The following is a 25,189-nucleotide window of genomic DNA, read 5'->3' on the forward strand; positions in this document are numbered from 1 at the left end:
TTCTCCTCCCAGCAAGCACACATAGTTCAAGGCACACACCTCAAACTAGACGCATTCACCAGCTCAGTTCTGGTTTTGGTTGGGGTACGGGATTGTCAACTCGTGCTCCTCCAAGCTACGCAGAACCGCTGTGTCATTGGAGAGCTTATTCAGCAGGAACAGCTCTCGCGTGCGGCAGTCCGGACACAAGCTGACCATCGCCAATGGCCATAGATCGATTGGGACGCCCGGCGGAGTGCCGTCGACATAGATTCGGTCCGGCCGCAGAGGGTGGTTGATCGATCGGCTAAACGGCTCCCAGCTCGGATGGCTCCCGCGCAGCCTCAGACCCACAGCCTGGAAGGAGGAATCATCGAGGTATTCGCAGCGCTCTACCCAAAACCAGTCGGTGCTCGACAACCAGTTGGATGAGCTGATAGCCGATACCACATAGGGTTCAAGCTTTTCGACGTCCTCGTCGAGTTCGTGACTGCTGCGCACTCCGTGAGCATGGTGGGAATTATTACGGAGATCCTTGATGTCCTTCAGAAGCGATTGAGTGACGCCATATTCACGGAGTGCGACGAGTTCCGGAAGCTGAGGAGTTGTGACCTCATCCGTGAATCTCTTAATGAGCGTGGTCCAGGTGCCAAACGTCGCCCCGTTGCTGAACATTTTGCGTAGAGCGCTAGTGAAACTCCCGTGGTGCACAATGAGCTCACGCAGGGCGAGGATACCCAGGGTGCGCGCCGTTCCTTCACCGAGCTTGAGGAGTCCGTCCTTCCGCTCGGCTGGGTGGGTGCTCACACGGTAACGCCGCGCGAGAGCCGCGACATGAAATGGATAGCTAGCCTCCGCACGCCACACGGGGTCGTCGAAGGGGCGCACCAGTTGTCCCGCGAGGCGCGCCTCGCGGGCGACGAACCGGATGGACTGACGGATCTCCGCAACGCGTGTCTCGGGGCCGGCGAACACGTTCGGCAAGATGCCCTCCGTCGCCATTCTCAGCGCATGACGACCCTCCTGCACCTCTGCGAGAAGATCCTCGACCTCCAGAGCAGTGACCAGCTCCACCGGTACGGGCGTGTCGAGCAGTTCTCGGGCTTGTGGGTAAGCCGCGTTTCCCTTACGGGAGTTGAGCCATTCGCATAGCCCACGCCCGCTCCCCTGGGTGGGGTGCAGCACGAACAGCCGAGTGACTGCGTCACCGAACCCTGCAGGCAAGAGGCGCCAGTTACCGGGGCGCCCGACCAAGTCGCCACCTAGGCATGGTGTCAGTTCGGAGCCATCCAGTTCCGCATCTGGCAGTTCCAAGGCCGAGTCGACACTGTGCAGGTGGGACGCCGTGAGGTGTTTGGGCGGGATGTGTTCCGCCTCGCCTCGCTGCGGAGGACGCAGCTTGACACGCTCCGTCTCCAGCTGCGCGAAGGCCCGCAACGGTCCGAACGCCCCGTCGAGTTCCGCGACGTAGAAGAGCGAGGGCCGGATGGCGCAGCCAAGACGGGTCTTCGCGTGGTCGAGCCAGGCGTCCGGGTTTTGGGGTAGCACCTCCGTGCGGAAGTACGCATCAGGGTCGTCCAGCAGCGGCACGACGACCAAGTCACGCAACTCCGGATCAGGTTCCGTCACGCCGCGGCGCTGCTGTACTTCTCCTTGATCGTCGCGCACCCCAATTACGTTTCGGACGCTTCTTTCGAAGGCGGCACCTCGCGGCCAGGTCTGGCCGACGGCCGCAGCTGCGCCTCGTAGTGCCGAGAAGGCGTCGGCGCTGGTGGCCCAAGACGTGCCGACCAACCCACGCAGCGCACCGATCAGCTTTTCGGGGTGACCCCCTCGTTGGATCGGTCGCAGGGAGGAAAGCTGGTGCAAGGCGTCGGTGGTGAGTTCAAAGCGCAGACGCAACGGGCGTTCAATGACAATCTGCCGGTACAGCAGGTCCTCGTTCCGCACGACATTCACCTGGTCGCGGGGGGATCCACCGAGCGGAGCCGACAACGCCTCTTCGTAGAGCCGGACGATCTTGTCGAGTTGATCGGGGCCGAGATACTTCCGCTTGCTGCCCGATGACTGCCGCGTCTTCTGCCAGTGGTCCTGAGCTTTGATCAGGGCCACCCTGCCCTGGTGCGCCGGCTTCTTGCGATTGCTCAGGACCCAGAGGTACGTGCTGATGCCAGTGTTGTAGAAGAGTTGGCCAGGCAGGGCGACGATGCCCTCGAGCCAGTCATTCTCAACGATCCATCGCCGGATGTCGGACTCACCCGAGCCAGAGGCTCCGCCCTGCATCGGAGAGCCGCTGAAGAGGACAACAACACGGCTTCCACCGCCACCGGAGGCGTCCGCCGGTTTCATCTTCGCCAGCATGTGCTGGAGGAAGAGCAGTGACCCGTCGCTGAGACGCGGCAGCCCCGCGCCGAAGCGCCCCATATTGCCCAGTTCATGCTCGGCACGGACCTGATATTCGGCGGTCTTCCAACTAAGACCGAACGGAGGATGCGCCAACAGGTAGTCGAAGCGCTCGTGGCCGAAGAGGTCGTCCCGCAGCACATTCCCGAACCGGATCTGCGCCGGGTCGCGCCCGCTCATCAGCATATTGGCGCCAGCGACGGCCCAGGTCTCGGCGTTGATCTCCTGGCCGTGCAGGGACACGTGCGCCTCGGCGTTCGAGGACTCGATGCACTCGGCCACCTCATCGAGCAGTCCCCCGGTTCCGCAGGCCGGGTCGTGAACCGTGCGGAGGACGCCGGGCAGCGCGAGCTCCTGCTGATCGGGCCGCACGAGTAGTGCAGACATCAGTCGGCCGACGTCACGGGGGGTGACGTGCTCGTCTGCGCCAGTCCCTCCTGCCGTGTCGGCCGAGCGCCGTACGAGGTCCTCGAACACGAACCCCATGTCGCGGGCAGAAAGGGAGGCCCCCAGGTCCAGCGAGAGAAACCGGCGGACGACCCCATACAGCAGCCCAGTGTGGTGCAGCCGTTCGATGGTGCGGTCGAACCCGAAGCGCTGGAATACGTCTCTGACGTTCTCGGAGTACTCGCGCACGTACCCACGTAGCAACGCCTCCAAGTTGCTCGGGTCGGCGACGACAGAGTCCAAGGCGTAGCGACTGGTGTTGAAGAAGGGATGGCCGGAGGCGCGGCGGAGCGCAACCTCCCGGAATGAGTCCGGATATGCACCGTTGTCCGCCAATTTGGCCGAGGTGCCCAGTACCTCCTGGCGCGAGGGGTCGAGCAGGCAATCCAAGCGCCGCAGCACGGTGAACGGCAATACAACGCTGCCATACTCAGATGTCTTGAAGTCCCCGCGAAGAAGATCCGTGAGCGACCAGATATGCCTGGAAAGCTGCGTCCCTGATTCGCTGATGGCGTTCCCCCTCCGACCCCCCGGCCCCTCCTGCACCCAGGGCCGATCTTCACACGGTCATTGATCTTACGCAGAGGGCATCACCGTGACGGCCCGCTCCCGCCAATCGGCCATTGCCGCTCCCCCAGCAGCAGCCGGCGGGCACATGGACTCCGCAATCTGGCATGACCGCGCCAATAAGCTGCGATGCGCAGGTACAACGTCACCGGGCGCGCGATGTGATCGCCCACCCGTCACCCACCGCTTCATCCCGCGCCGCCGCGCCAGCCGCTCCGTCATGCCGGGCCGAGTGGTTCCTCCCTTCGCATCCTTGGGTGCCGACAAGAGCCCGTAACCCGGCCCCGGCAAAGCACCAGCAATGACCTTCGACCCCTTGAGACGGGACTAGCAATCCCATATGGAACCAGATGCCAATCCACTAAGATCAGGTGAGGCAACGGCAACATCACGTGGGTCAGGACAACTCTTCCAGAGTCCTCCCGGGCGCCCTCCACGACCAGGAGGAAACGCTACCGATCGCAGACTCGTCACGCAGACGGTTCCGTGAACGGCAGCGCAGAGATCACCCGCCTGCCACTGTCGCTGTAACCTGCGGCTCAGGGTTCGGGCCGACTCTCAGGCCGGAGGGACGCGAACCGCACTGCGGCCAACAGCAAGGTCGTCTCGCCCTCCACGCGCACCAACATCCCCGGTGCCTTCGCCGCCGACGATGTCGTCGACCACACCTACCGCCAGATCATCACGGCCGCTGGCAGTGGCTGCCAGGCCGCACTCGACGCAGAGCGGTACCTCGCCGGGCTTGCCGACAACAGGACCAAAAAGGCGTTGACCATTCTTACGGAAATCGCTCCCGGGGCGGCCTCGCTCGTACATCTAGCCGCCCCGGTCATCCCGACTTGACGATTAGGCAAGATACGTAAATCACGTGCACTAGTACGACTTTCACCCATACCCTCAAGTCGTGACAACCACCACTGAGGAAGATCAATACCTCAGACGGACCCTTGCACTGCTGGACAGCGCCAGGCCGTACGAGAGCCTCACCCAGTCCGACTCCAGGCAGTGGCAGGTGCAGCCCGGAAGCGCCCTGGCCGGGGACGACGCCAAGACTGACCCCTACCAGGTGTCGCACAACGCCTGGAACGCTCTGGGCGTGGCCGTCGACCACCTCCACTGCTTCCGCTCCACGTTCGCGGACGACCCGCGGGACAACTCGATGTCGATCACGCTCCACACCCACGGACAGTACTCATTGCTGCGAGGCGCTTTTGAGAACAGCGCCCGCGCCGTATGGATGCTCGGGCCCAACCAGCGTCTCGTCCGCGTGCAGCGGCGACTGTGCATGCAGGCCGGCGAGAACAAGAACTCCGACCGCATGAACGCACTGCTCCATCAACAGCCCAGGCGGCCGCTGGACGTACGGATGCAGCAGCTGACCGACCTCGTCATCAAGGCGGGAACAGACCCAACCGACGCCAAGAGGGTCCTCAAGCCCGCGACGTACTCGGAAATCGTGCGGGAAGCGGGAGCCCTGACTCTCATGGGCTCTGCCGAAGCCGAAGTCGTGTGGAGCAGCTGCAGTTCGCTGGCACACGGCGACATCTACGGCACCCTCAGCATCCTGGAGCGCAACATCGTGGACACCCAGGGGCGCCTGGTCCTCGCACAAATCACCAGCTCTCCCAAGGTGCTGTTTTGGGCCACAGACCGCACCGTCGCGATGATGCAACGCGGCTTCGGCCTCTTCAAGGAACGCATCACCTGTCACCGCTGACCAGCGGCGCACGCACAGAAGCCACTGTCAGCACCGAGGGGAACAATCAGCTCATGCGCGACCACCGCAGATTCAGAATGGCCGATGGTGCCGAACTCGTCGGCCGTCAGGGCGAGTCGTTCGAGATGCGGGTCAGCATTCCTTCCGATGACAACGGGTTCTTCGGCCGTCAGTGCCCGGAGTGTTCGCTGGTCTTCCGCATGGACGTTCATCAGTACGAGGCGCTACCCGACAACCTCGTCCTCTGGTGCGTCTACTGCGGACACCCCGCGGAGCACTCAGAGTTCATGACCGAGCAGCAGCGCGATCGCCTCATGCGCGCCGCAGGTGACTTCGCCATGCAGATGGTCAGCCAGGAGTTGGACAAGATGTTCGGCGGGCTGGTACGCAGCTCGCGCGGTGGCAGCATCTCCTTCTCCTATAGGTCGCAGCCCATCTACCCCCGCCCGCTGCCGGGCATCGACGAGGAGCAACTCGTCCGTGTCCGAACCTGCGCGGGATGCCAGAACGACTACGCTGTCTTCGGGGAACACCGATACTGCCCCGTGTGCGGTCAACTACCGGCCGCATCGGTCGCCTTCGACGCCCTCCAGGCCGATACCGCCCGCCTGGACGCGTTGGAAGCCCTGCCCACGGACGCGAAGGCACTGCTCCGGGAGCAGGGAGTGTTCACGCGCAACTGGGTCGACACCGTAGAGAACGTTGTAGGAGTCGTGGAAGCCTTGGCTTCCTCCCTCTTCCGCGCGGCCGTGCCGAACGCGGACAGCCTCCTCAACGGCAAGGGGGCCATCTTCCAGCGTCTCGACCACATGGCCGAACTGATCGTCGCCGCTGGCTTCCCCGACCTACGGACCACCCTCGGCTCGCAAACGTGGCAGCGCCTCCTCGAAACGTGGGCCGCTCGACATGTCTTCACCCATAACGACGGCATCGTGGACGAGAAGTACCTGATCAAGGTGCCTCATTCATCCGCGCAGATCGGGCAGCGTCTCGTACTGACCGAAACCATGTGCCGCAGCGCGCTGGACGATGCCAAGGCCCTGTGCGAAACCCTCGTGGACGTGCTGCGCTAGAGGCGCGCGAGGGCACATCTCAGTCACATGAGCCTGGGAAACGGCCCCACGTACCCTTATGCATGCGGATGTGAGCGGACGGTCCGGCACGAGCTGTCACCAGCGGGATGGTTCAGGCTGCTTCCCAAGGCCGGCGTCCAGGATGCGGGCCGCCTTGGTGATACTCCCCGGCATCAGATGCCGGTAGGTTCGATACGTCTCCTCGATCGACTTGTGGCCCATCCATTCCGCCACGTCGGTGATCGGTATCCCGTTTCCGAGGGCGTTCGAGGCGAAGTAGTGCCGGAAGCCGTACATGCCGACACCGTCCTCCGCGGGCAGGTCCTTGAAGAGCTTCTGCACACGGCGGCGTTCCATCGGCTCCGTGTAGTAGCCGCTCGGACCGCGCAGCAGATAGCCCTCCTTCGTGGTGCCGCGCTTCTTCTCGTACCGCTCCATCTCTTCCCGCACCGAGCGCGGCAGGGGAACCTCCCGGAACTCCCCCGCCTTGCGGTGCTTCAGCTTCGCCGGCCTGTGCGTGTTGGAGTGGATCTGCTCGTGCACCCGGTAGACGTCGTCGGCCACGACATTGTTGACGTTCACTGCCCGGGCTTCCCCGTTCCGCAAGCCGCAGCCCACCATCATGACGATCTCAAGCGCGAGATCTTCGTCAGCGGCCGCCAGCGCCTTCTTCACGTAGGCGAGGGACGGAATGACCACCTTTTCGCGGACGTATTCCGGTTCCTGGACGCCCCTCACAGGGTCGTCCGCCATAGCACCCTTGCCATACGCGTCCCGGAGGATCGCCTTGAGGACACGGAAGATGTTCACCTGGTTTCCGCGCCCCACCCCGTCCGCCTCCAACTCATCCAGGAAGCGCTCGACCACGATGGGCGTAACCGAATTCAGTTTCCGCGACCCGAGACGAGGAATGATGTGCACGTTGATGGAGCTGTCCACGTGCCATCCCGTCGAGTACTCCGTCATCTTGCGCTGCCGCGGCCGCCACTGCTTCGCGTATTCCACGATCGTCTGCTGACCGAGTTCGCGGCGAACCTCGGCGACGGATGGCGCCGTTGTCTTCTTCTCCGCGTAGATCTGCGTGAGACGCTCGATCGCGTCGTCCTGCGTCTCGTAGCCAGCCTCTTCACGCTGCTTGCCGAGAGCGTCCCGGAACCGAATCGTGTACGGGTGCGGGCAACGGGTCGGCCTGGAACAACCGCACTCCTTGAAGAACGACCCCATCCCACGAGCAAGCTGTCGAGCCACGCATCAAGCCTTCCGAGCAGGGCAATGGGCAGCGCAGGAGGCCCCTGCCACAGGTGCAGGTCAGCACGCCGGACACCATCCGACCCGATGCTGACCGTTTGCTGACCCGGGGGCAGCGATCAGGGCTCTGACCTGCGAAAACACCCAAACGCTAGATCTTGGACTTGAACATGGTGCGCAGCATTTTCAACTCCTGGAAGACGGCTCCCTGCCTGCTTCATGCGGGTCAAGGGCGGTCTCCGGAGAGTACAACGAGTCGCATGTCCGGTCAGCTGTCGTCCGGTGTTCCAGGGGTCACACTGAACTCATCTCTGATAGGCCATCATCCCGGAGCGCGATGAGTCGCCGGCCGGCCGTGACGACTCCGCGCCGGCCCGGGAACCTCGGTGGCACGGGCCCGGCCCCGAGCAGCCCTTGATGCTGGGGGGTGAAACGACGGCGCGATCAAACAGGCGTCTGCCTGCTGGCCGAGAAGTGAGCGAGATGGCGACCGTCGGGGCGAATGACCACGTTGGTCATCCGCGCAGCAGGTCACCGGGTCCCACCTGTGCACACAGTGGCGTGCGAGCCGCAGGGCCGGACCGCCACCGAGCGCCCCGGAACGAAGTTCTTACGAGACGCTGACGCGGTACCAAAACACCTTCAGCTCACCCTCCCCACAGGCAACTCTGGTTCTGCACGTCACCAACCGTCGGTGGCGGCGAGGCACTACGAGGAGTCAGGCGTGAGCAGGCATACCAGGCGCAGGTCGAAGTCGCAGGTTCGGATGACCATCGCCGGGGCCGGCATCCTCGCGTCGGCGGGGGTCGCGACCACGGTGGCGATCGCATCGGCGGGGGAAGCTCCCCGACCGTCCGAAGGCGCGACGACGAAGCACGCCGAGCAGGGAGCCGACCACGCCGTCTTCGTACAAGGCAACGAGCTCGCCGGAAACACCATCCATGTCTTCAAGCGCGACGAGAACGGCAAGCTGACCGGCTCAGGTACCTATGCGACCGGAGGCAAGGGCGGCGACCAGGTCGACGCGCCCACCGACTCTCTCGCCTCCCAGGGCTCACTCGTCTACGACCGCGGCTCGCACCTGCTGCTGGCGGTCAACGCGGGCAGCGGCACCGTGACCTCCTTCCGGGTCGAGGGACAGAAACTGACGAACCGACGGGTGGTGCGCTCCGGCGGTGACTTCCCCTCCTCCATCGCGGTGTCCGGCAACCTCGCCTACGTCATGAACGCGGGAGGCACGGGGAGCGTCCAGGGCTTCAAGATCACGGCCAACGGACTCGAGCCGCTGGGCGGTTCACACCGCTCCCTGGGGCTGAAGAACGACAAGGTGCCGTTGTTCAGCAGCTCGCCCGGCCAGGTCGCGTTCACGCCGGGCGGCCGTGAGCTGGTCGTCACCACGAAGTCCGCCAACACCATCGAGGTGTTCCCGGTGCGACGCGACGGACGTCCCGCCCACCGGGCGAAGGTGAACGACTCGGCCGGCGGCGTGCCGTTCGCGATCACCTTCGACAAGGCGGGCCGCATGCTCGTGGCCGAAGCCGAGAAATCGACGGTCAGTACGTACAAGGTGCTCGCCGACGGCAGCCTCAAGGTCGTCCAGAAGCCCCTGGCCAACGGTCAGAACACGCTGTGCTGGCTGGAGCGCGCCGGCAACTTCTTCTACGGCGGCAACACTGGCAGCTCAACGGTCACCGGTTACCGCGCTGACCGGTACGGCAGGCTCGCGCTGACCAACGAGGCGGGCATCGCCACCATGCCGTCCGCCATCTCCCAGGGCGTCATCGATTTGGCGGTGACACAGGACGAGAAGTTCCTGTACGTGCAGAACGGAACCTCCGGCACCGTCGACGGCTTCCGCATCGGCAGGAACGGCTCCCTCACCAAGGTCACCACAGCCACCGGACTCCCTCCTTTCGCCGAGTCCGGCATGGAGGGAATAGCCGCGGTGTAATGAAGCGGCCACCGTGGCCTGGCGCCCTGGAGACACCTCTCCGGGGCGCCGGCCCCGTAGCGAGACCGGCCGCAACAATCGCGCGCAGTGCCGCCCAGTTCGAAGCCTTCCCGATGCCTCACTCCAGGGTGCGATCCGTCCCACGGGCGAGCTGCCCGAAGCAGTCCACACTCCTGCTCGCCGTCGGCGACACGGGCACCAACCACGAGCCGCGCTCCGTCAGCTCCGAAGGCGCCCCCGACACCGGGAAGCTCACCAACGCGAAGGCGGCGATGGCCGTGACCCCGTAGCCACGCTGAGGCCGGCCCCGTCCCTGCGGGACGGCCCGGCGTCAGCGGTCCGCGTCGGCAACCGGTCGTGGTGGGGCGCGGTGACCGTCGCGTCGGCGTCGAACTCCTTCAGAAAGGTGAACTCGGTCAGGCGGGAAACGAAGTCGAACCACCGACTCCAGGCCCGCCGGTCACGGGATGAACTCGATGTGGGGGTGGGACGGGTCGGCCGGGCAGGCGTGGAGCTGGAGATTGTTGCCGCCGGCGATGTCGATCAGGGTGAAGTCGCTGCTGTGCGCGCCCAGGCGCCGCGGCGCCGGGTGCCTCTGTTCCTCCTCGGGGGTCCAGGTCACGCTGCCGGAGTCCCATTCCCAGGAGGCGATGGTGAGGAGCGGGACCTGCTCGGTGCCGCACTCGGGGCAAGGGCGGTCGACGGGGCCGGCGACCACCCAAGGGGTCCAGCCGCCGGCCTTCCAGCCGGGGGCGTGGCAGAGGTTGTTGAGGTAGAGCTCCTCCGGGTCGTCCGCGTACGAGCTGTACAGCGCCGGGTCGACCGTTTCCCAACGGCTCATGTCCTCCAGCTGCTCGCTCAGCTCCTCGTCCAACTCCGTGGGGTTGGGGAATTCGGTGACCTGCTCCGGTGAGAGCAGACATGGCTGCGGGAGGTAGCCGCCGAACTGGATGATCGGCGGCTCGGGCGGTGTACGGAGGATCTCGGTGACGGTGGCGGAGCAGCGCCAGAACAGTGCGGTCCTGGGGTGGGTCGTCCCTTCGGCCGGGTGGTCGAAGGGACACCACAGGACTTGGAGGATGTCGGCGTCGGGCGGACAGAGCAAGGGGACGTCGCGGGTGTACAGCTGGGCCACGGGCAGGAGCGGGACGGGGCCGTCGAACCACGGGCGGCCCGCGCTGATCCGTCTTTCGGTCTCCAGTTCCTCGGGGGTCCACTCGGGCGCCTGAGGGTCGCGGCGCAGCCGTTCGGTCGCTTCCGCGCGGTCGCGGCGGAGAAGCCGGATGTCGTCCGGTGAGTGGACGACCGGCGCCGCGCCTTCATCGTGCGGTCCTTCGCAGTACGGCCACGGCTCGTCGGCGGGCCACAGGAGCGGCCCGCCCACGGAGCTGTCGTGCATGGTCGGCGACCCCGGCCGCGGGTGCAGCCGGGTCGCCGTCCGCGCCAACGGGGCCAGTCGAGGGAAGAGTGCGGTCACGTCGACCGGCCTCGGCGGGGTGGTGATACTCATTCGGGCTCCGTTGGCGCGCATCGGTGGAGAACGGTCGATCAGTTGCCGAGGTTGTACTGCAGCGTGTTCTGCCTGGTGTTCGGGATGTAGACGTTGGGGAAGAGTTCCTCGGTCGTCCCGTTCGCCCGCTCGATGTGAGCGTTCATCGTGACCCCCACCGGAATGGTGCTGTTCGCGTTCTTGTAAGCGGGTGTCACCTGGTAGAAGATCGCGTCGTTCGTTCCGAGACCGGGCTTGTTGCCCTTGATCAGATCCTCCGCCATGGTCTCGTACGTCCGCATGCTGGGTGTGCCCGTGTTCATGCCCACCTGCCAGCACGGGACGAGGTTGAACTTGGTGCGGCGCGAGGTCCCCTTTCCTCCCAGGACCTTCGCGATCAGATGACACCGAACCGGCGAGTCAGCGAACCCGTTCGCCGCCTGGAACGCCTCCGCGTCCTTGAGGCCTGTGATGTCCTTCCTGGTTCCGGTCCCCTCTTTGGTCTTCTTCCCAAGGCAGGCCTGCGCCTGGGTAGGCCGTTGCCCGGGCCCGTCCGACGGGACGGTCTGGTTGATGAGGGGAACCGGCTCGGTGGTGTTCTTGAACCAGCCGTTGCCGTTGGGAAGCGCGCCCTGCGGTAGGGGGTCGTTCAGGCAGCTGGCCTGCGGGCCGGCGTCCGGAGTCGAGATCGTCAGCTCGAACTTGTCGGCGTCGAGCACCCGCTGGTCCTTGAAGCCGTCGGCGAGCTGCGCCTCGGCGAACTGCTTCTCGGCGGGCGTCACATGGGCCTGCACACAAGGTGAGGCGGGGTCCATGTCACGGCTGTCGTTGAAGATGTACGTGTCCCATTCCCCGTTGCCGAGGTTGGGGATCACCTCCACGCACCGGTCGCCGGCGGCGCCGCCCTCCTTCGCCTCCCCGAACGGGAAGTCCGCGCAGGTGTCGGCGTCGACGAGCTCCGTCTGGGGCGTGAAGCCCCCGCAGGTGGCGGCGGTGCGGTTGGCCACGCCGCTCGTCGACCGGGTCAGCGGCGTGCTCTTCTTGCCCCACGCGCCGTTGAGGTTCTTCTGGGCCCAGGCGTAAGCGGCCACGACGCCGCCCGCGTCCGCGCTCGTCGCCTTCATCGGCACGACGGCCATGACGGAGGGAACCGCGCAGCCCGCCCCCGAAGTGCCGCCCACCGCGTCGTCGCACCTGATCTCACGCGCGTTCTTCCACGACGCGTTCGGGTCGGTCGGCGTGGCTCCCGGGGCCGTCACGTACATCTTGTAGGACGTGAAGAAGGAGGCGGAGGAGCCGGTGCTCTGGGGCGACGAGAAGGTGACGTCCCCGGTCAGGGGTTTGGCGGGGGTGACAGTGCTCGCCCACCACGGCGCGTCCTTGGTCGCGGTGCAGCCGGCGTCGCAGGAGGCACGGAACTTGGCGCTCAGGGCGGTGACATCACCGGAGGCGCTGGTCATCGCGACGGTGACATGCTCGTTCCAGGTCGTGGCGGTCGGGGAGAGGTCGGCGCTGGTGGAGACCGCCAGGGTGCCGCGTCCGATCTCCAGACCTCTGCTGTCGCGGAGAACGTAGGTGACGTTGATGCCGGTCACGCAGTACGAGAAGCGCTCGTAGCTGTAGTTGCCGGGGTTGGTGATGCTGCAGCTGGCCGCGGCCGCGGCGGCGGCGGTGCGGGTCTTCGCCGTCACCGGTGCGGGGGTGACCGTCACACAGGACTCGACGGCGCCCGCGCGGCGCTCCTTGGAGCCCGGGGCGGTGGCGGTGCAGTCTTCACCGGAGCCGGCCACGAACCTGCTGGTCTCGGTCGAACCCGTTCTGGGCGCCGCGGACTTGGTGGCGGACGAGGCCCTCTTCGCCGCGGGCGGCTCGGCCGCCTGGCTCGTCGCGGCTGTCGTGACGACGAGGGTCAGGGCGGTGAGGACGGTCAGGACCGTGGAGCGGGCGCGTCTTCTCGTGGCGCGCCCGCCGGGTATTCCGTGCATGGAGGCAGGAACTTTCCGTGAGTGACGGGGAGGAGGGGGCGCCGCCTGGTCGCGGCGCCCCCGGGGAGGGAGAACGGGCGGGGTCAGGCCGCCAGGCCGAAGTCGCTGAGGCCCTTCGTGATGCCGGAGACCAGGTCCTCGCCGACGTCTGTGATCTTGCTGACGACCGGCTTGACGACGCTGCCGCCGAGCGCCTTGTCCGCGGCGCCGACCCACTTGTAGGCGCCGAAGGAGACCAGGCTCAGGCCGGTGCCGGCGGCGGACTCCCAGAAGGCGCCGCTGGTGAAGCCGTGCTCGATGCCCGTGAAGAGGCTGCCGAGGGCTCCCGCGCCCGCCGAGACGCCGGCGAAGAAGCCGGCGGCGGCGAGGGCCGGCGGGAAGACGGTGGCGGCGAGGGCGCAGCCGGCCGCCAGGAACCCGGCGCCGACGCTGACCACGTTGGCGGCGTCCGCGTAGAACTGGGCGTCGTTCCACCACTCGTCGGGGTCACCGGCCGCGGTGCCGTTCGGGTTGACCTGGTTGTTCTTGTCGTTGTTGGCCGGGTCCTGCCCGTTGTCGCGGGCCCGCGCCGCCTCGAGGGCGAGCGCCTTGGCCTTCGCGATGTCCTCGGCCCGCTTCTTGTCGGCGGCGATCTTCTTGGCCTGGGCGTACGCCGCGGCGGCGGCCCTCGCATCGGCTGAGGCGGCGAGCTCGGCGGCTCTGGCGGCGGCGGCGGAGCGCTGGGCCTGGGCGGAGGAGGCGAGGGCCGCGCGGGCCGAGTCAACGGCCTTGTTCGCCGAGTAGTTGGCGGAGCGGGCGGCGCCGCGGGCGGTGGCGGCGGCCTTCTGCGCCTTGGCGGCGGAGGCCTGCGCGTCCGCTGCGGACTTGTCGGCGGCGTCGGCGTTGTCCCGTGCCTGCTTGGCGTAGTTGTCGGCCTTTGCAGCGGAGTCGAGCGCCTTCTGCTGCCACTTCTTGGCCTCGTCGGCGGCCTTGCGGGCGTCGGCGGCGGCCTTCGAGGCCAGGGCGGCGTCCTCCTGCGCCTTCTCCGCGATCTTGGCGGCAGCGGCGATGGCCCCGCGGACGGCGGCGACGTGGGTGGCCGTGTCGAAGTCGAGCTGGGCCGTGCGGAACTGGATCACGCTGATGAAGTTGCGCAGCATCCACGCCGGTCCTTCGAGTGCGACCTCCGCGTAGGCCTTGGTGAAGGCGCCGGCGGTGCTGATCAGCTGGACGGCTCGGACCCGGTCGTCCTCCTGGATGGCCAGCGGGTAGTCATGGTCGAAGAAGTAGTTGAGGGATTCGGTGGTGTTCTTGTCCAGCGCCTTGTCGCCGGCCTCGATGACGGCCTTGCCCGGGGCGTCGGCCATGATCTTGTTGATGGCGACGCGCAGGTCCTCGTCCGAGGCGCGCTTCATGCCGCCGGTGAGGAAGTCGCCGACAGCCTTGGAGTCGTTGCTCGCCAGCGCGGCGGCGGCCGCCGCCGCGACCTTCGGACTGCCGACCGCCGCCACGTGCAGGGTGGTCTCCCGGTCGTCCTGCTCCTGAGCGAGGACCCGGTCGAGGTCGATCCAGGAGTAGACGTCGTAGTCGGAGCCGGCGAGGGCGTGCTGGGCGGCCTGGCGGGTGTGAGCGCCGCGGGCGTCGATCAGCGCGACCGCGGCCTGCCTGCCCAAGGTCGCGGCGACCGACATGTCGCCGGAGTAGAGCGCCGTCTCCGCCTTGGACAGGAGGTCCTTGGTCGCTTGCGTCATGCGCTCCTGCATCTGCCGCTTCTCGCGGACGTCGGCGAGTTCGGCCTTCTCTATGGCGGCGAGCTGCTGGGCCTCCTCGATGGCCTGCTGCTTGTCCTGCGCCAGGGTCTGCGCCTCGGCGGCGCGGGCGTTCTTCTCCACCTCGATGGCGTCGGTGACGGCCTGGGTGGCGACGTTGGCGGCCTTCACGGCAGCGTTGGCGTGGGCGGTCGACTTGTTGGCGTAGTCGATGGCCTGGCCGGCGTACTTCACGGCCTCCTCGGCGGCGTCCGCGGCCTTGTCGGCGTGGTCGGCGGCGGAGTTGGCGGCGTCGCGGGCGGTGCGGGCCGCCTTGGCGGAGGCGCTCGCCAGCGCCTGGGCGGCCGAGGCGGCGTTGGTGGCGCGGTTGGCGGCGCTGCTGGCGATGGCTGCCTGGCGCTTGGCCTCGTTGGCTTCCGCCTGGGCGGCGCCGGCCGACACGGCGGCCTGGGCGGCGGCGGCCGCGGCGGCGGCCGAGTTGCGGGCGGCGGAGGCGGCGGCCAGACCGGCGGACGCGGACGCGTCGCCGGCGAGGGCCGCCTTGGCGGCGGCCGCGGCGGCGCTGCGGGCCTTGGCGGCGGCGTTGCGGGCGGCCACCGCGGCGTTCTTGGCCTCCTTCGCCTTGCCCGCGTCCTTGGACGCGGCGATCGCGGCGTTGAAGGCGCGGGCGGCGGCGTTGCCGGCCTTCGCGGCGGCCTGGGCGGCGCCCGCGGCGGCCCAGGAGGCACGGCGGGAGGCGTTCACGGCGGCGTTGGAGGCGTTGACGGCGTTGCGGGCGGCGTCGGCCGCGCCCTTCGCCGCGCTCGCCGCCTTGCGGGCCGCGGCCCCCGACTTGCGCACGTCGCTCTGGGCCGCGGCGGCTTCCGCGGCGGCCTTCTCGGCGGCATCCTTGGCCTTGGATGCGGCGGTCTCGGCGCGGGCCCCGGCCTCGACGGCCAGATTGGTCTCGCGTTCGGCGCGCTTGCCCTCACGCTCGACGACGGCCACCAGCTCCTCGATGGTCGCCGACTCCTGGTCGCGGGCGCGCGCGATGTGCTGGCCGGTCTCCATGAACCATTCGGCGTCCTTCGCGGTGCCGCCGAGCGCACGGTCCGCGTACTTGCGCACCTCCGGGCCGCCGGTCACCATCATGGCGCTGATCTGGACCCGGGTGTCCTCCAGCCGCGCGTCGTACTGCTTGTCGGTGAGGAAGCCGACGAGGGCCTGCTCGGTGCCGGCGTCGAGGGCGGCGCTGGCCTCGCGCGCCACGGCCTTGCCGCCGGTGGACGAGACGATGCTGGTGGCGACCTTGAGGTCCTCCCGAACGGCGGGGGCGAAGCCTCCCGCGAGGAAGGCGGCTATCGCCGCGTCGCCGTTGTCCAGGGCGGCGACGGCCTCGCGGCGCAGGCCCTTGCCCGCGCGGTCCAGGCTGCGGACGATCGCGACCCGGTTGTCCTGAACGGTCTGCTGGGGCAGCGTCACGGCGAGGAAGTTCTGTATCTCTGCGTCGGTCCCGTAGAGGGCCGTGGCGGCGGCGGCCTTGACGCCCGTGCCGCCGGTCAGCCAGGCGCGGACCGCCTTGGCGCGGTCGGTGTCCGGCAGCGGCACCGGGCCGGTTCCCGCCGTCTCGGCGGCCGCGGCGGTGGCCGGTCGCAGAACCGCGGGAGTGGAGGCGACGGCGGTCGCGGCCGCGATCGCGCCGAGAACGCGGCGTCTGCTCCATAAAGCTGTCTGCATTCGGGACTTGCCCTTCTCTGAGTAACGCGGCGAGCTGTCGGATTTCGCGTCGTGACGGACGACGGATCCATGGATCGATGGCCGCCACAAGTTGTGGACAGTATCAACTCCGTGGGCCTTTTGCGGGAGTTGGGTCAGTCGAAGCTCGAACAGCCCATATGAGCACGGGAATTCGACGAACCAGCACATACCTCGCGAAGTCGTGACACAGGCCCGGGAAGCACCGGGAAGAGTGACGCAGGTCACGGAGAAATTGCTTTCTATATCCAGATATGGGCAGTTCAGGGAGCTGGACGTGGGTGCGTCGCCGTGTTCAGATGCCAGGGTCGATGACGATCACCGGGTTCACAGTGCGTCACGGACGCGGCGCACTTGGTGCACGGGGGACTTCACATGCCGCATGTACGGCTTCCCCTGTTCGCGACCGGCTCTTCTACTGCCGGAGGTCATCAACTCCGGCCGGTGGACAGGAAATTAGGGATACGATGAAGGAAAACAACGCCAATGTCGGAAAGCCGCGAAGAATGCGGCTCGCGATGCAGACACTCGGCGTAGCAGTCGGCGGTGCGTTAGCCTGGATCGCAGTGACCAACGGTGGACACGGCCCGGACGCAGGCACCGCACAGGCCGCCGACGCCGCCGTGCTGGTGGCAGGGGCCACCCCCGGCTATGCCGTGGAAGACTTCAACTATCCCCAGGCCGACAAGATCCTGGCGGAGCAGAAGATCACCCTGAAGCGAGGCGACGGCCACATCACCCTCGCCAACTGCGTTCCCAACACGGGGCAGTTGCGGCTCCTGGTGCGCAACAGGGCAGAAGAGGTCTGCTTCAACACCACCGGCAACGAGGGCTGGCTGACCCTGGACCTCCCCGGCGTCTACTCGATCAGGGGCAACGACTACTCCACCACCGTCGACATGACCGTCGGCACCGAGGAGAAGTCCTACGAGATCACCAAGAACACGTTCACGCCGGTCGGCGAGAGCACGGACCCGGAGTCCCGCGCGCACACGCTGGTCGAGATCCGGACGGCCAAGTAGCCGCCTTCCGTCCCGCCACCGACCTGCTCAGCACCGCACATCGTTCCTGATCGGTGAGCAGTTCAGACATCAGGCAGTCGACGGGGCCCTCGGCAGCCGGCACACGCCTCCCGGTCACGGTTCCTCCCCGTCAATCAGCCTGCTCAGCCTTGTGATTGAGGTCACCACTTCTATGCACCCCACCAGACGCCCTCGCACGGCCGCGCTCGGCGCCGTCCTGGCCACCGCGTCGCTCGCGTTATCCGCGGTTCCCGCAGCCGCCGTCACCGGGGGAACCCCGGTCGCCGACGCGGACACCACCTTCGCCTACACCGCACAGATCATCGTCGGCGACCACGACCGCGGCTGTTCCGCGGCCCTCGTGGACATGGAATGGCTCCTCACAGCGGCCAGTTGCTTCGCAGCCGACCCGGCCGCCTCGCTCGCGGTCGCTGCCGGCGCCCCGGCGAAGGCGACCACCGCCGTCATCGGACGCGCCGACCTCTCCGGCACCCAGGGCGCCCAGCGCCGTATCGTCGAACTCGTACCGCGCGCGGACCGCGATGTGGTCCTGGCCCGGCTGAACAGGCCGGTCACCAATGTCGCGCCCATCGCCCTCGCGACCGCCGCGCCGACGGCCGGCCAGGAACTGCGGTTCGCCGGATACGGCCGTACGAAGACCGAGTGGGCGCCGCTGAAGCTGCATACCGGCACCTACACGCTCGACTCCGCCGCCGCCACCTCGGCTCAGGTGACCGGCAAGGACGGCGCCGCCGCGTGCATGGGCGACTCGGGCGGCCCGGTGATCGGCGACGGCAAGCTCGTGGGCCTCAGCTCCCAGTCCGCCCAGGGCGGTTGCCACGGCATCGACGCCACGCAGACCAGTACCGCGGGCGTCATCGCACGCGTCGACGACCTCACCTCCTGGGTGAACTCCAAGGTCGGCGCCACCCGCGTCACCGACTTCAACGGCGACGGCGTCGAGGACATCGCGATCGCCGACCCGGCAGGCACCGTCGCGGGCAAGACCAACGCCGGTCTGGTGCGCGTCTCCTACGGCGGAGGCAAGGGCACCGCGGAGATCAGCCAGGAGCTCGCCTGGGTCGTCGGCGACCCCGAGCAGGGCGACTCGTTCGGCGACGCGATGGACACCGTCGACTACAACGAGGACGGCTACACCGACCTCGTCGTCAGCACCACCCTGGAGGACGTCGGCTCCGTCGCGGACGCGGGCTTCGTCGATGTGCTGTACGGCGCTCCCGGCGGCCTGGGCACCGGCGCGGTGAAGGACACCCACTTCGAGCAGGGCGCGGGCACCGGCGCGATCAAGGCCTCGGTGAACGGGGCGGGCGACCGGATGGGCGACGCCCTCGCCGCCGGCACCACCGCCGCCGGCGAGCCGTACATCGTGATCGGAGTGCCCGGCGAGACGGTCGGCACGGTGGCGAAGGCCGGGTCGGCCTTCTACCTGCGCGGCGCCACCAACGCCCTGATCCACCAGGACAGGACCGACGTGCCGGGTGGCGCCGAGGCCAACGACGGCTTCGGCACCTCGGTCGCGGCCGACGCCAACCACATCGCCATCGGCGCGCCCAACGAGAACATCGGGGGCGACAACTCCGCCGGCAACCTGGCCGTCTTCAGCCACGCGCTGCACGCCGAGGGGTACCCCAAGCCGCTGTTCGGCCTGGACCAGGACCTCGCGAGCGTCTCCGGCGACGCCGAAGCGAACGACGACTTCGGCTGGTCGCTCAGCCTGACCGAGTACCGGCCCTCGGGGGCCGCCGCAGCCACCGACTCGATCCTGGCGATCGGTTCGCCCGGCGAGACAGTGGTCGTGGGCACCGACAAGAAGGCCGACGCCGGCCGGGTCGTCGTCGGCCGGGTCACCGCCGCGGGCACCTGGGCCGAGTTGCGGGAGCTGAAGCAGGGCACCGCAGACGACGACGTCTCCGGCACCTCCGAGGCCGGCGACCGGATGGGCGAGGCCCTGACCGCCGTCAACACCGCGCCGCGCGCGGTCGGCACCACCGCGACCATGCGTCTCGCCGTCGGCACCCCTGGCGAGGCCCTCGGCACCACCGCCAACGCCGGCGCCATCCACACGTTCTCGCTCGTCGCGGCGGCCGGCGCCAACGACCGCTGGCTCGAGGCCGGCGACGGTGACGGCATCCCCGGCCCGCCGGGCGCCAACCAGTACGTGGGCCGCGCGATTCACTACACGGGCACCAAGCTCTACGTCGGCATGCCCTACGGTCCCGGACTCGGCGCTCTGCTCGCCCTGCCGATGTCCAACACCGTCAACGGCGGCACCGTCGCCGCGGTGACCACCTACAAGCCCGGCACCGGCGGCTTCCCCGCCGTGGGCACCCGGTTCGGCGCCCAAGCCCGCTGAGCCGGTCCGGCAACCGGCAGCGAACTCACATTGGTTGATGCCGGAGAGCCCCCGAAAGCCTCACGGCCTTCGGGGGCTCTCCGGCTGTGACGCATCAGCGCACGCCCTGGCTTCTGCCGGCCGCCGCCTTCACGCAGGTCCTGAAGGCGGGCCACTTCATCGCCCTGGTACGGCCCGACATGCCGGCCGATCTGCACTCCCGCGGTGTGCCGACACGGCCCCGTACCTCACGGAGTCCCGGAAAGGATCTCGACGTATCCGTCGGTTCCGTGGACGCGGATGCGCTGGCCGTCCCTGATGCGCCGGGTGGCCCGGTCCACGCCGACGACGGCCGGCAGGCCGTACTCGCGGGCGATCACCGCGCCGTGGGTCATCAGGCCGCCCACCTCTGTCACCAGCCCCGCGATGCCGACGAACAGCGGCGACCAGCTGGGGTCCGTGAAAGGCGTGACCAGGATGTCGCCCGCTTCCAGGTAGGCGTCCGCCATGTCGAGGACGACGCGGGCCCTTCCCTCGACGGTCCCGGCGGAGACCGCGACGCCGGTCAGGGCGCCCGCCGGGACGTCGTCGCGCCGGTACGACCCGGTGACGGCCTCGCCGTCCGAGGTGAGGACCCGGGGCGGAGTGAGCGCGTGGTACGAACGGAACGCGTCCTTGCGCTGCCGGATGAGCCGGCCGTCCACCTCGTGCGTGCGCACGACGTCGTGGAGTTCCTGGAACGTCAGGTAGAAGACGTCCTCCTTCTCGGGCAGCGCTCCCGCCCGCACGAGGCGCTCGGCCTCCGCCATAAGGGCCTGCTTGTAGACGAAGTAGCGGCTGATGACGCCGTACTTCGGGTACTCCCGGTACCCGATGAAGGTCCGGACCCGGTCGATCATCCGCTTGGTCTCGTCGGCTTTGCGGTCCCCGTCCGGGAGGGCCCGCAGGCGGGCCAGCACGTCCTGTTCCTTGCGCAGCGCCTGCAACCGCCCTTGCTCGAAGCGCCGTTCGGCCGCTCCAGGCTCGAAGTTCCGCACATTGTCGAGGAGCACGGGCACGAGCGTGGTGGGGCGCTCGCGCCAGCGCGGCCTCGTGATGTCGATCTCGCCCACGCAGCGCATGCCGTACCGGTCGAGGTAGGACTCGACGGCTCGGCGCGCCTCGGCGCCGCCCGCGACCTTCGCCAGTTCGTCCAGGAAGGCGTCGTCCTCGAGTTCCTCGACGTCGTGCAGGAACGCCACCACCTCCGGATGCGGGCGGATCACGTCCGCGACGTCGAGCAGCGCCAGACCCATCTCGGACGTGATGTTGCCGGGGGCGGACAACGTGAGCGTGTCGGCCGCGTTCTTCTCCCCCAGCCATTCCCGCAGCTTGTCGTTGAGCCACCAGGTGGCTTCCATCCCCGCCATGATCGCCTGGATGCTCAGTGGATCGCTGAGGACTCGTTTGTGCTCCTCGAAGGCGTCCAGCAGGAAGTCGAACAGCGCGGGTCCGGTCTTCGTCCGGATGTCGCGTTCGAGGGCGACGAGGAACTCCTCGCTGCGCTCGACCAGTTCGGTGACGATGGCCGGATCGGTCTCGATCGGGGCGGGCGCGGGGCCGGCCGGCGGCTCGGCGGGGGCCTCGTCCGGGAGCGAGGGGACGAAGTCGCCGTTGTCGAGGACGGTCTCCAGGGCGTCCCTGGTCAGCGGGTCGCCTCGCCCGATGACGTCGAGGAGGCCGGCGCGGCTCGCGGGCGAGGCGAGACGCGGGGTGACGTCGACGAACAGCCTCCCGCCGGCCACGTGCATCGGCGCCATGGCCGTCAGCTGCCACACGGACAGCCCCAGGGGCTTCATGGGGTCGGTCATCATCTGCCCGTGTCCGACGGAGACGTAGACGTGGTTGTCCTGGTCGTCGGTCTCGGGGACGGGGAACAACGTCGTGACGGGACGGCTCTGGACGATGTGGAAGCCGTCGTCGGCCAGGCACCATTCGATGTCCTGCGGGCGGCCGAAGTGCGCTTCGATCCGCCGCCCGAGGCGCACGAGCCGCACGACCTGCTCGTCCGTCAGCGCCGGCTGCTCCCGGCGTCCGGAGTCGATCTCCACTTCCCGCGTGCCGCCGCCGGGCAGGGCGAGTACGGCGCGCTGTTTGGCGGCGATCGTCCTGGCGACGATCTCGCCTTGCCGCACCTTGAAGACGTCGGGGTTCACCAGGCCGGAGACCAGAGCCTCGCCGAGGCCGAAGCCGGCGTCGACGGTGGCGACCTTCCGGTTGCCCGTGACGGGGTCGGCGGTGAACAGGACGCCGGCCGCTCGCGGGAAGACCATCCGCTGCACGACCACGGCCATGTGGACCGTGCGGTGGTCGATCCCGTGCCGCTCGCGGTAGGTCACGGCCCGCTCGGTGAACAGCGAGGCCCAGCACCGGCTGACGCTCCGCAGGATGGCCGCCGGCCCCACGACGTTCAGGTACGTGTCCTGCTGGCCGGCGAAGGAGGCCGTCGGCAGGTCCTCCGCCGTCGCGCTGGACCGGACGGCGCAGGCGGTCTGTTCGCCGAGCCGGTCGTACGCCCGGGTGATCGCCGCCGCGAGGTCGGCGGGGATGGCGACCTCTTCGACGGCCCGGCGGATCCGCCCGCTGAGCGTGCGGATCGCCTCGCCGTCGTCCGGGCCCAGGCCCGACAACCGGTCGAGCAGAGCGTCGATCGACGGTGCTTGCGCGATGATCCGCCGGAAGGCGTCCGTCGTCACGCAGAAGCCGGCCGGTACGGAGATGCCCTCGATCCGCGACAGCTCGCCCAGGTGCGCGCCCTTGCCTCCGACGACGGCGACCTGGGATGCGTCGACCTCCCGGAGATCCGACACGTACTGCTCGTTCACCGCGACACCTCCGAGGTTGCCGTGCTCCGTCGTCCTGCGCTGACTGCTTGAATCGCCGACACCTCACGCACGTCGTGCCCCGTTTCCGCTGGTTGTGGCTTCGGCCGGGAATTCTGCGCCACCACGGGGGCCTTGCCGCAAGCCCCCGGGTGCGCTATAAGTTAGGAGAGGCGAGGAGAGGACTCCTTGCCTTTTTTGTTTTTCCGCCCCTTCCGCCTCCCCTTCCGCCGCCCCTTCCGCCTTCGCCTTTGCCGCGCCGCACCGGTGCTGAGGCGGCCGGTGTCGGTCGCCTGAACGACCGTGCGGTCCGCGGAAGTCGTCGACCGACAAAGCACGAGACAGCACATGTGAGGCAGTTTCCCGAATTTCCGCCGAAATCGGCGCCGTGCGCCAGACTCGTAGGGCCGGGGCGCCGCCGGAAGCGCCCCGCCCACTCTCCGGCGAGGAGCGCCCATGGAACCACGCGGCTACCGCATGGTGGTCTCGACCGAACTCAACTACGTGACCGCCTGCGGTACGGCGGAGCGACGGCTGATCGAATGGATCCGGGACAAGGGCTACGACCCGTCCGGGCTGGACGAGGGGCGCACCGAGATCGCCCCTCACGCCACCCTGGACCGTGACTTCGAGTCAGGCCTCAAGGGCGCCTACAGCAGGTGGCGTATGCGCGAAACGCACTCGCCGGCCTCGGGTACCTGGCAGTCGACGCTCATCGTGCGTTCGGGGCTCCAGGAGGACGAGGGCCGTACGTGGGTCCAGGTCGACATAGAGCACCAGCCGGCCCTCGCCGGAGAGGTCCCCACCCGCGCCAACACCCCGAACATCGTGCGTTCGCTCCTCGACTCGCTGGAGGCACGAGACGCGCAGGCCGACGTCGCCGCCTCGCCCGTCTTCATCGAGGCCGAGGACGTCGACGACTCCATCGAGGAGTTGTGCGACAGCAACCGTCGTCTGCCCGTCGTCATCGCCACGGTGCCGTACGGGAAGGATCCCGACGACTGGTCGCGGTCGGTCGTCGAGCCGCTCTTCCGCTGCCTGCACGGACTGGCCGTGCTGTACGTGCTCACGCCGGAAGCGCAGGCCAAGTTCAACGCCGCGTTGGAGTACCACCCCGTGTTCGGCGGTGGCGTCCGCACCTACCTGCCGGGGCTCGACCCGGCGTGGAAACCCGACGCGCAACGGCACCCCGTGATGTCGCGCCGGACCATAGAGGCAGACCTCCGCCGCGCCGCGTCCATCCTCGCCGCGCTTCCCCAACGGCTGTCCTCCCGGCAGCCGTTACCCCCCGCGCTGCTCGGCATCCCGCGCCAGCGGACCCGCCCCAGGTCGACCGCGGACGGCACGGACATCGCTCAACTCCGTTCGGACAACACGGCGCTGACGGCCTTGCTGGACGAGGCGGAGCGTGCGGAAGGCATCCGGGTCAGCGAGATCAACGACCTGTACGCGGAGCTCGCGAAGGCGGACGAGGCCGAGAGCGAACTGCGCGGCGAGAACGAGGAACTGTACGACAAAGTCCAGGAGTCCCAGCGGCTCATACTCCACCTGCGTGAACAGCTGCGGGAGGCAGGGCGGTTCGCGGTGGCCCACACCGGCGCCGTCGCCGCGGACATCACCTACCCCAAGACCTTCTCCGAGTTGCTGGACCGGCTCAAGGAACTGCCCGGCATCTCGTTCACCGGGCAGCGCAAGATCACCAGGGGGCTCGACAGCCAGTCCGTGGACAACTGGCTGCGTGTCGCATGGGACGGGCTGCTGGCCCTGGACCACTTCGCCGCCGCCTCCGCCGGCGACAAGAAGTGCGGCGACTTCCTCAGTTGGTGCAAGTCCGACGCCTCCAGCGCCTTCCCCTTCCCGACGGCCAAAGTGGCCATGCGGGAGTCGGACACCGTCGCCCGCAAACCGAGACTGCGCGCTGAGCGCATGCTCCCGGTTCCGAAGGCGGTCGACCCCGAGGGCCGGGTCTTCATGCAGGCGCACCTGAAGATCGGCGGGGGCAACACGGTCGCCCCGCGCCTGCACTTCTACGACGACTGCCCGCGCTCGGGCAAGGTCTACGTCGGCTACCTCGGCCCGCACCTGCGCAACACCCTCACCTGACGCCCCGGCGCTCACGAGAACGTGCTGTCCGCCGCCGTGCCCTCGGCCGCGGCGGACGGCACACCTCGCGATGGGCCGTCGACGCGACGGACGGGACGGGCGCCTCCTCCCGGACCCGCCCCTGCGCGGACTGCCGGATTCGGCCCGGCGGTCCGCGCCTCGATCCGCTCGCCGAAGAACGAGTCAGATCGAGAGGCCCGCCGCCTCAGCCGCCGCTCTTGCGCCTGAACGATCGCTGGCTCGCCGCAGGGCCGTGGGCCGCGCGGACTTTCGACGCGTCGGGGTTGGCGGCGGCCTCGGCTGCGTCGGCCTGGGCGCCGCGTTTGCGGGCCAGGGCTTCGCGGAACTTGCGCTTGAGGTCGTAGTTGCCGTCGCTGTCCGGCGTCACAGGGGACGTCTCCGGGGTGGCCGGCTCCGAACCTTCCGTGGATGCGGGCTCTGCGGTCATGGTGGCCTCCTGGGTTCGGGGTGGGGCGACCACAGCTTGTCATGCCGGACGCTGGTGACGT

14 protein-coding genes and 1 pseudogene are annotated in these 25,189 nt (G+C 68.4%); 8 read left to right on the top strand and 7 right to left on the bottom strand.

The window, feature by feature from the left end; all coding sequences use genetic code 11:
- Positions 1-63: 63 nt before the first annotated feature.
- Positions 64-3,375, bottom strand: a complete 3,312-nt coding sequence (locus EV567_RS22215) for a class I SAM-dependent DNA methyltransferase (RefSeq protein WP_130442848.1) — start codon at positions 3,373-3,375, stop codon at positions 64-66.
- Positions 3,376-3,993: 618 nt separating this feature from the next.
- Between EV567_RS22215 and EV567_RS28300 the strand changes: the two are divergent.
- The 3 genes and pseudogenes from EV567_RS28300 to EV567_RS22230 all read left to right on the top strand — a co-directional run.
- Positions 3,994-4,239: pseudogene (locus tag EV567_RS28300) on the top strand (hypothetical protein); the annotation flags it as partial.
- A 61-nt stretch (positions 4,240-4,300) separates the two neighbouring features.
- Positions 4,301-5,113, top strand: coding sequence for a hypothetical protein (locus EV567_RS22225; protein WP_130442850.1), 813 nt, complete (start codon positions 4,301-4,303; stop codon positions 5,111-5,113).
- Between the two features lie 53 nt (positions 5,114-5,166).
- Complete coding sequence (locus EV567_RS22230; protein ID WP_130442852.1) at positions 5,167-6,186, top strand: hypothetical protein; 1,020 nt, start codon at positions 5,167-5,169, stop codon at positions 6,184-6,186.
- 96 nt (positions 6,187-6,282) lie between these two features.
- Here the strand turns inward: EV567_RS22230 and EV567_RS22235 are convergent, their stop codons facing one another.
- Entirely contained in the window at positions 6,283-7,434 is a 1,152-nt protein-coding gene (locus tag EV567_RS22235) for a site-specific integrase (RefSeq protein ID WP_242620957.1), read from the bottom strand.
- Positions 7,435-8,158: 724 nt separating this feature from the next.
- On the opposite strand from EV567_RS22235, the gene EV567_RS22240 reads away from it, so the two are divergent.
- Together EV567_RS22240 and EV567_RS27895 are read left to right on the top strand one after the other, a co-directional pair.
- The gene (locus EV567_RS22240) at positions 8,159-9,385 is read left to right on the top strand and encodes a beta-propeller fold lactonase family protein (RefSeq protein ID WP_242620958.1); all 1,227 of its coding nucleotides are present in this window, start codon (positions 8,159-8,161) and stop codon (positions 9,383-9,385) included.
- A gap of 128 nt (positions 9,386-9,513) precedes the next feature.
- Positions 9,514-9,675 carry a hypothetical protein gene (locus EV567_RS27895; protein ID WP_165430450.1) on the top strand — a complete coding sequence of 54 codons (162 nt, stop codon included), beginning with the start codon at positions 9,514-9,516 and terminating at the stop codon, positions 9,673-9,675.
- 170 nt (positions 9,676-9,845) lie between these two features.
- Here EV567_RS27895 and EV567_RS22245 read toward each other — a convergent pair whose 3' ends face one another.
- The 3 genes from EV567_RS22245 to EV567_RS28415 form a co-directional block, all read right to left on the bottom strand.
- Complete coding sequence (locus EV567_RS22245) at positions 9,846-10,895, bottom strand: hypothetical protein (protein ID WP_130442854.1); 1,050 nt, start codon at positions 10,893-10,895, stop codon at positions 9,846-9,848.
- Positions 10,896-10,933: 38 nt separating this feature from the next.
- Positions 10,934-12,859, bottom strand: coding sequence for a DNA/RNA non-specific endonuclease (locus tag EV567_RS22250; RefSeq protein ID WP_130442856.1), 1,926 nt, complete (start codon positions 12,857-12,859; stop codon positions 10,934-10,936).
- A gap of 83 nt (positions 12,860-12,942) precedes the next feature.
- Positions 12,943-16,323: an ALF repeat-containing protein gene (locus EV567_RS28415; protein ID WP_207228831.1), complete on the bottom strand. Its 3,381-nt coding sequence runs from the start codon at positions 16,321-16,323 to the stop codon at positions 12,943-12,945.
- Positions 16,324-16,907: 584 nt separating this feature from the next.
- On the opposite strand from EV567_RS28415, the gene EV567_RS22260 reads away from it, so the two are divergent.
- Complete coding sequence (locus tag EV567_RS22260) at positions 16,908-17,363, top strand: hypothetical protein (protein WP_242620959.1); 456 nt, start codon at positions 16,908-16,910, stop codon at positions 17,361-17,363.
- A 172-nt stretch (positions 17,364-17,535) separates the two neighbouring features.
- Positions 17,536-19,737, top strand: a complete 2,202-nt coding sequence (locus EV567_RS22265; RefSeq protein WP_130442858.1) for a trypsin-like serine protease — start codon at positions 17,536-17,538, stop codon at positions 19,735-19,737.
- A 227-nt stretch (positions 19,738-19,964) separates the two neighbouring features.
- Here EV567_RS22265 and rph read toward each other — a convergent pair whose 3' ends face one another.
- Positions 19,965-22,580 carry a rifamycin-inactivating phosphotransferase gene (rph, locus tag EV567_RS22275; RefSeq protein ID WP_130442860.1) on the bottom strand — a complete coding sequence of 872 codons (2,616 nt, stop codon included), beginning with the start codon at positions 22,578-22,580 and terminating at the stop codon, positions 19,965-19,967.
- Positions 22,581-23,033: 453 nt separating this feature from the next.
- On the opposite strand from rph, the gene EV567_RS22280 reads away from it, so the two are divergent.
- Positions 23,034-24,680: a hypothetical protein gene (locus EV567_RS22280; RefSeq protein WP_130442862.1), complete on the top strand. Its 1,647-nt coding sequence runs from the start codon at positions 23,034-23,036 to the stop codon at positions 24,678-24,680.
- A 205-nt stretch (positions 24,681-24,885) separates the two neighbouring features.
- On the opposite strand, the gene EV567_RS22285 is transcribed toward EV567_RS22280, so the two are convergent.
- Positions 24,886-25,128 carry a DUF5302 domain-containing protein gene (locus tag EV567_RS22285; protein ID WP_130442864.1) on the bottom strand — a complete coding sequence of 81 codons (243 nt, stop codon included), beginning with the start codon at positions 25,126-25,128 and terminating at the stop codon, positions 24,886-24,888.
- Between the last annotated feature and the right edge of the window lie 61 nt (positions 25,129-25,189).

Source organism: Streptomyces sp. BK239 (assembly GCF_004217285.1).
Taxonomy (GTDB): domain Bacteria; phylum Actinomycetota; class Actinomycetes; order Streptomycetales; family Streptomycetaceae; genus Streptomyces.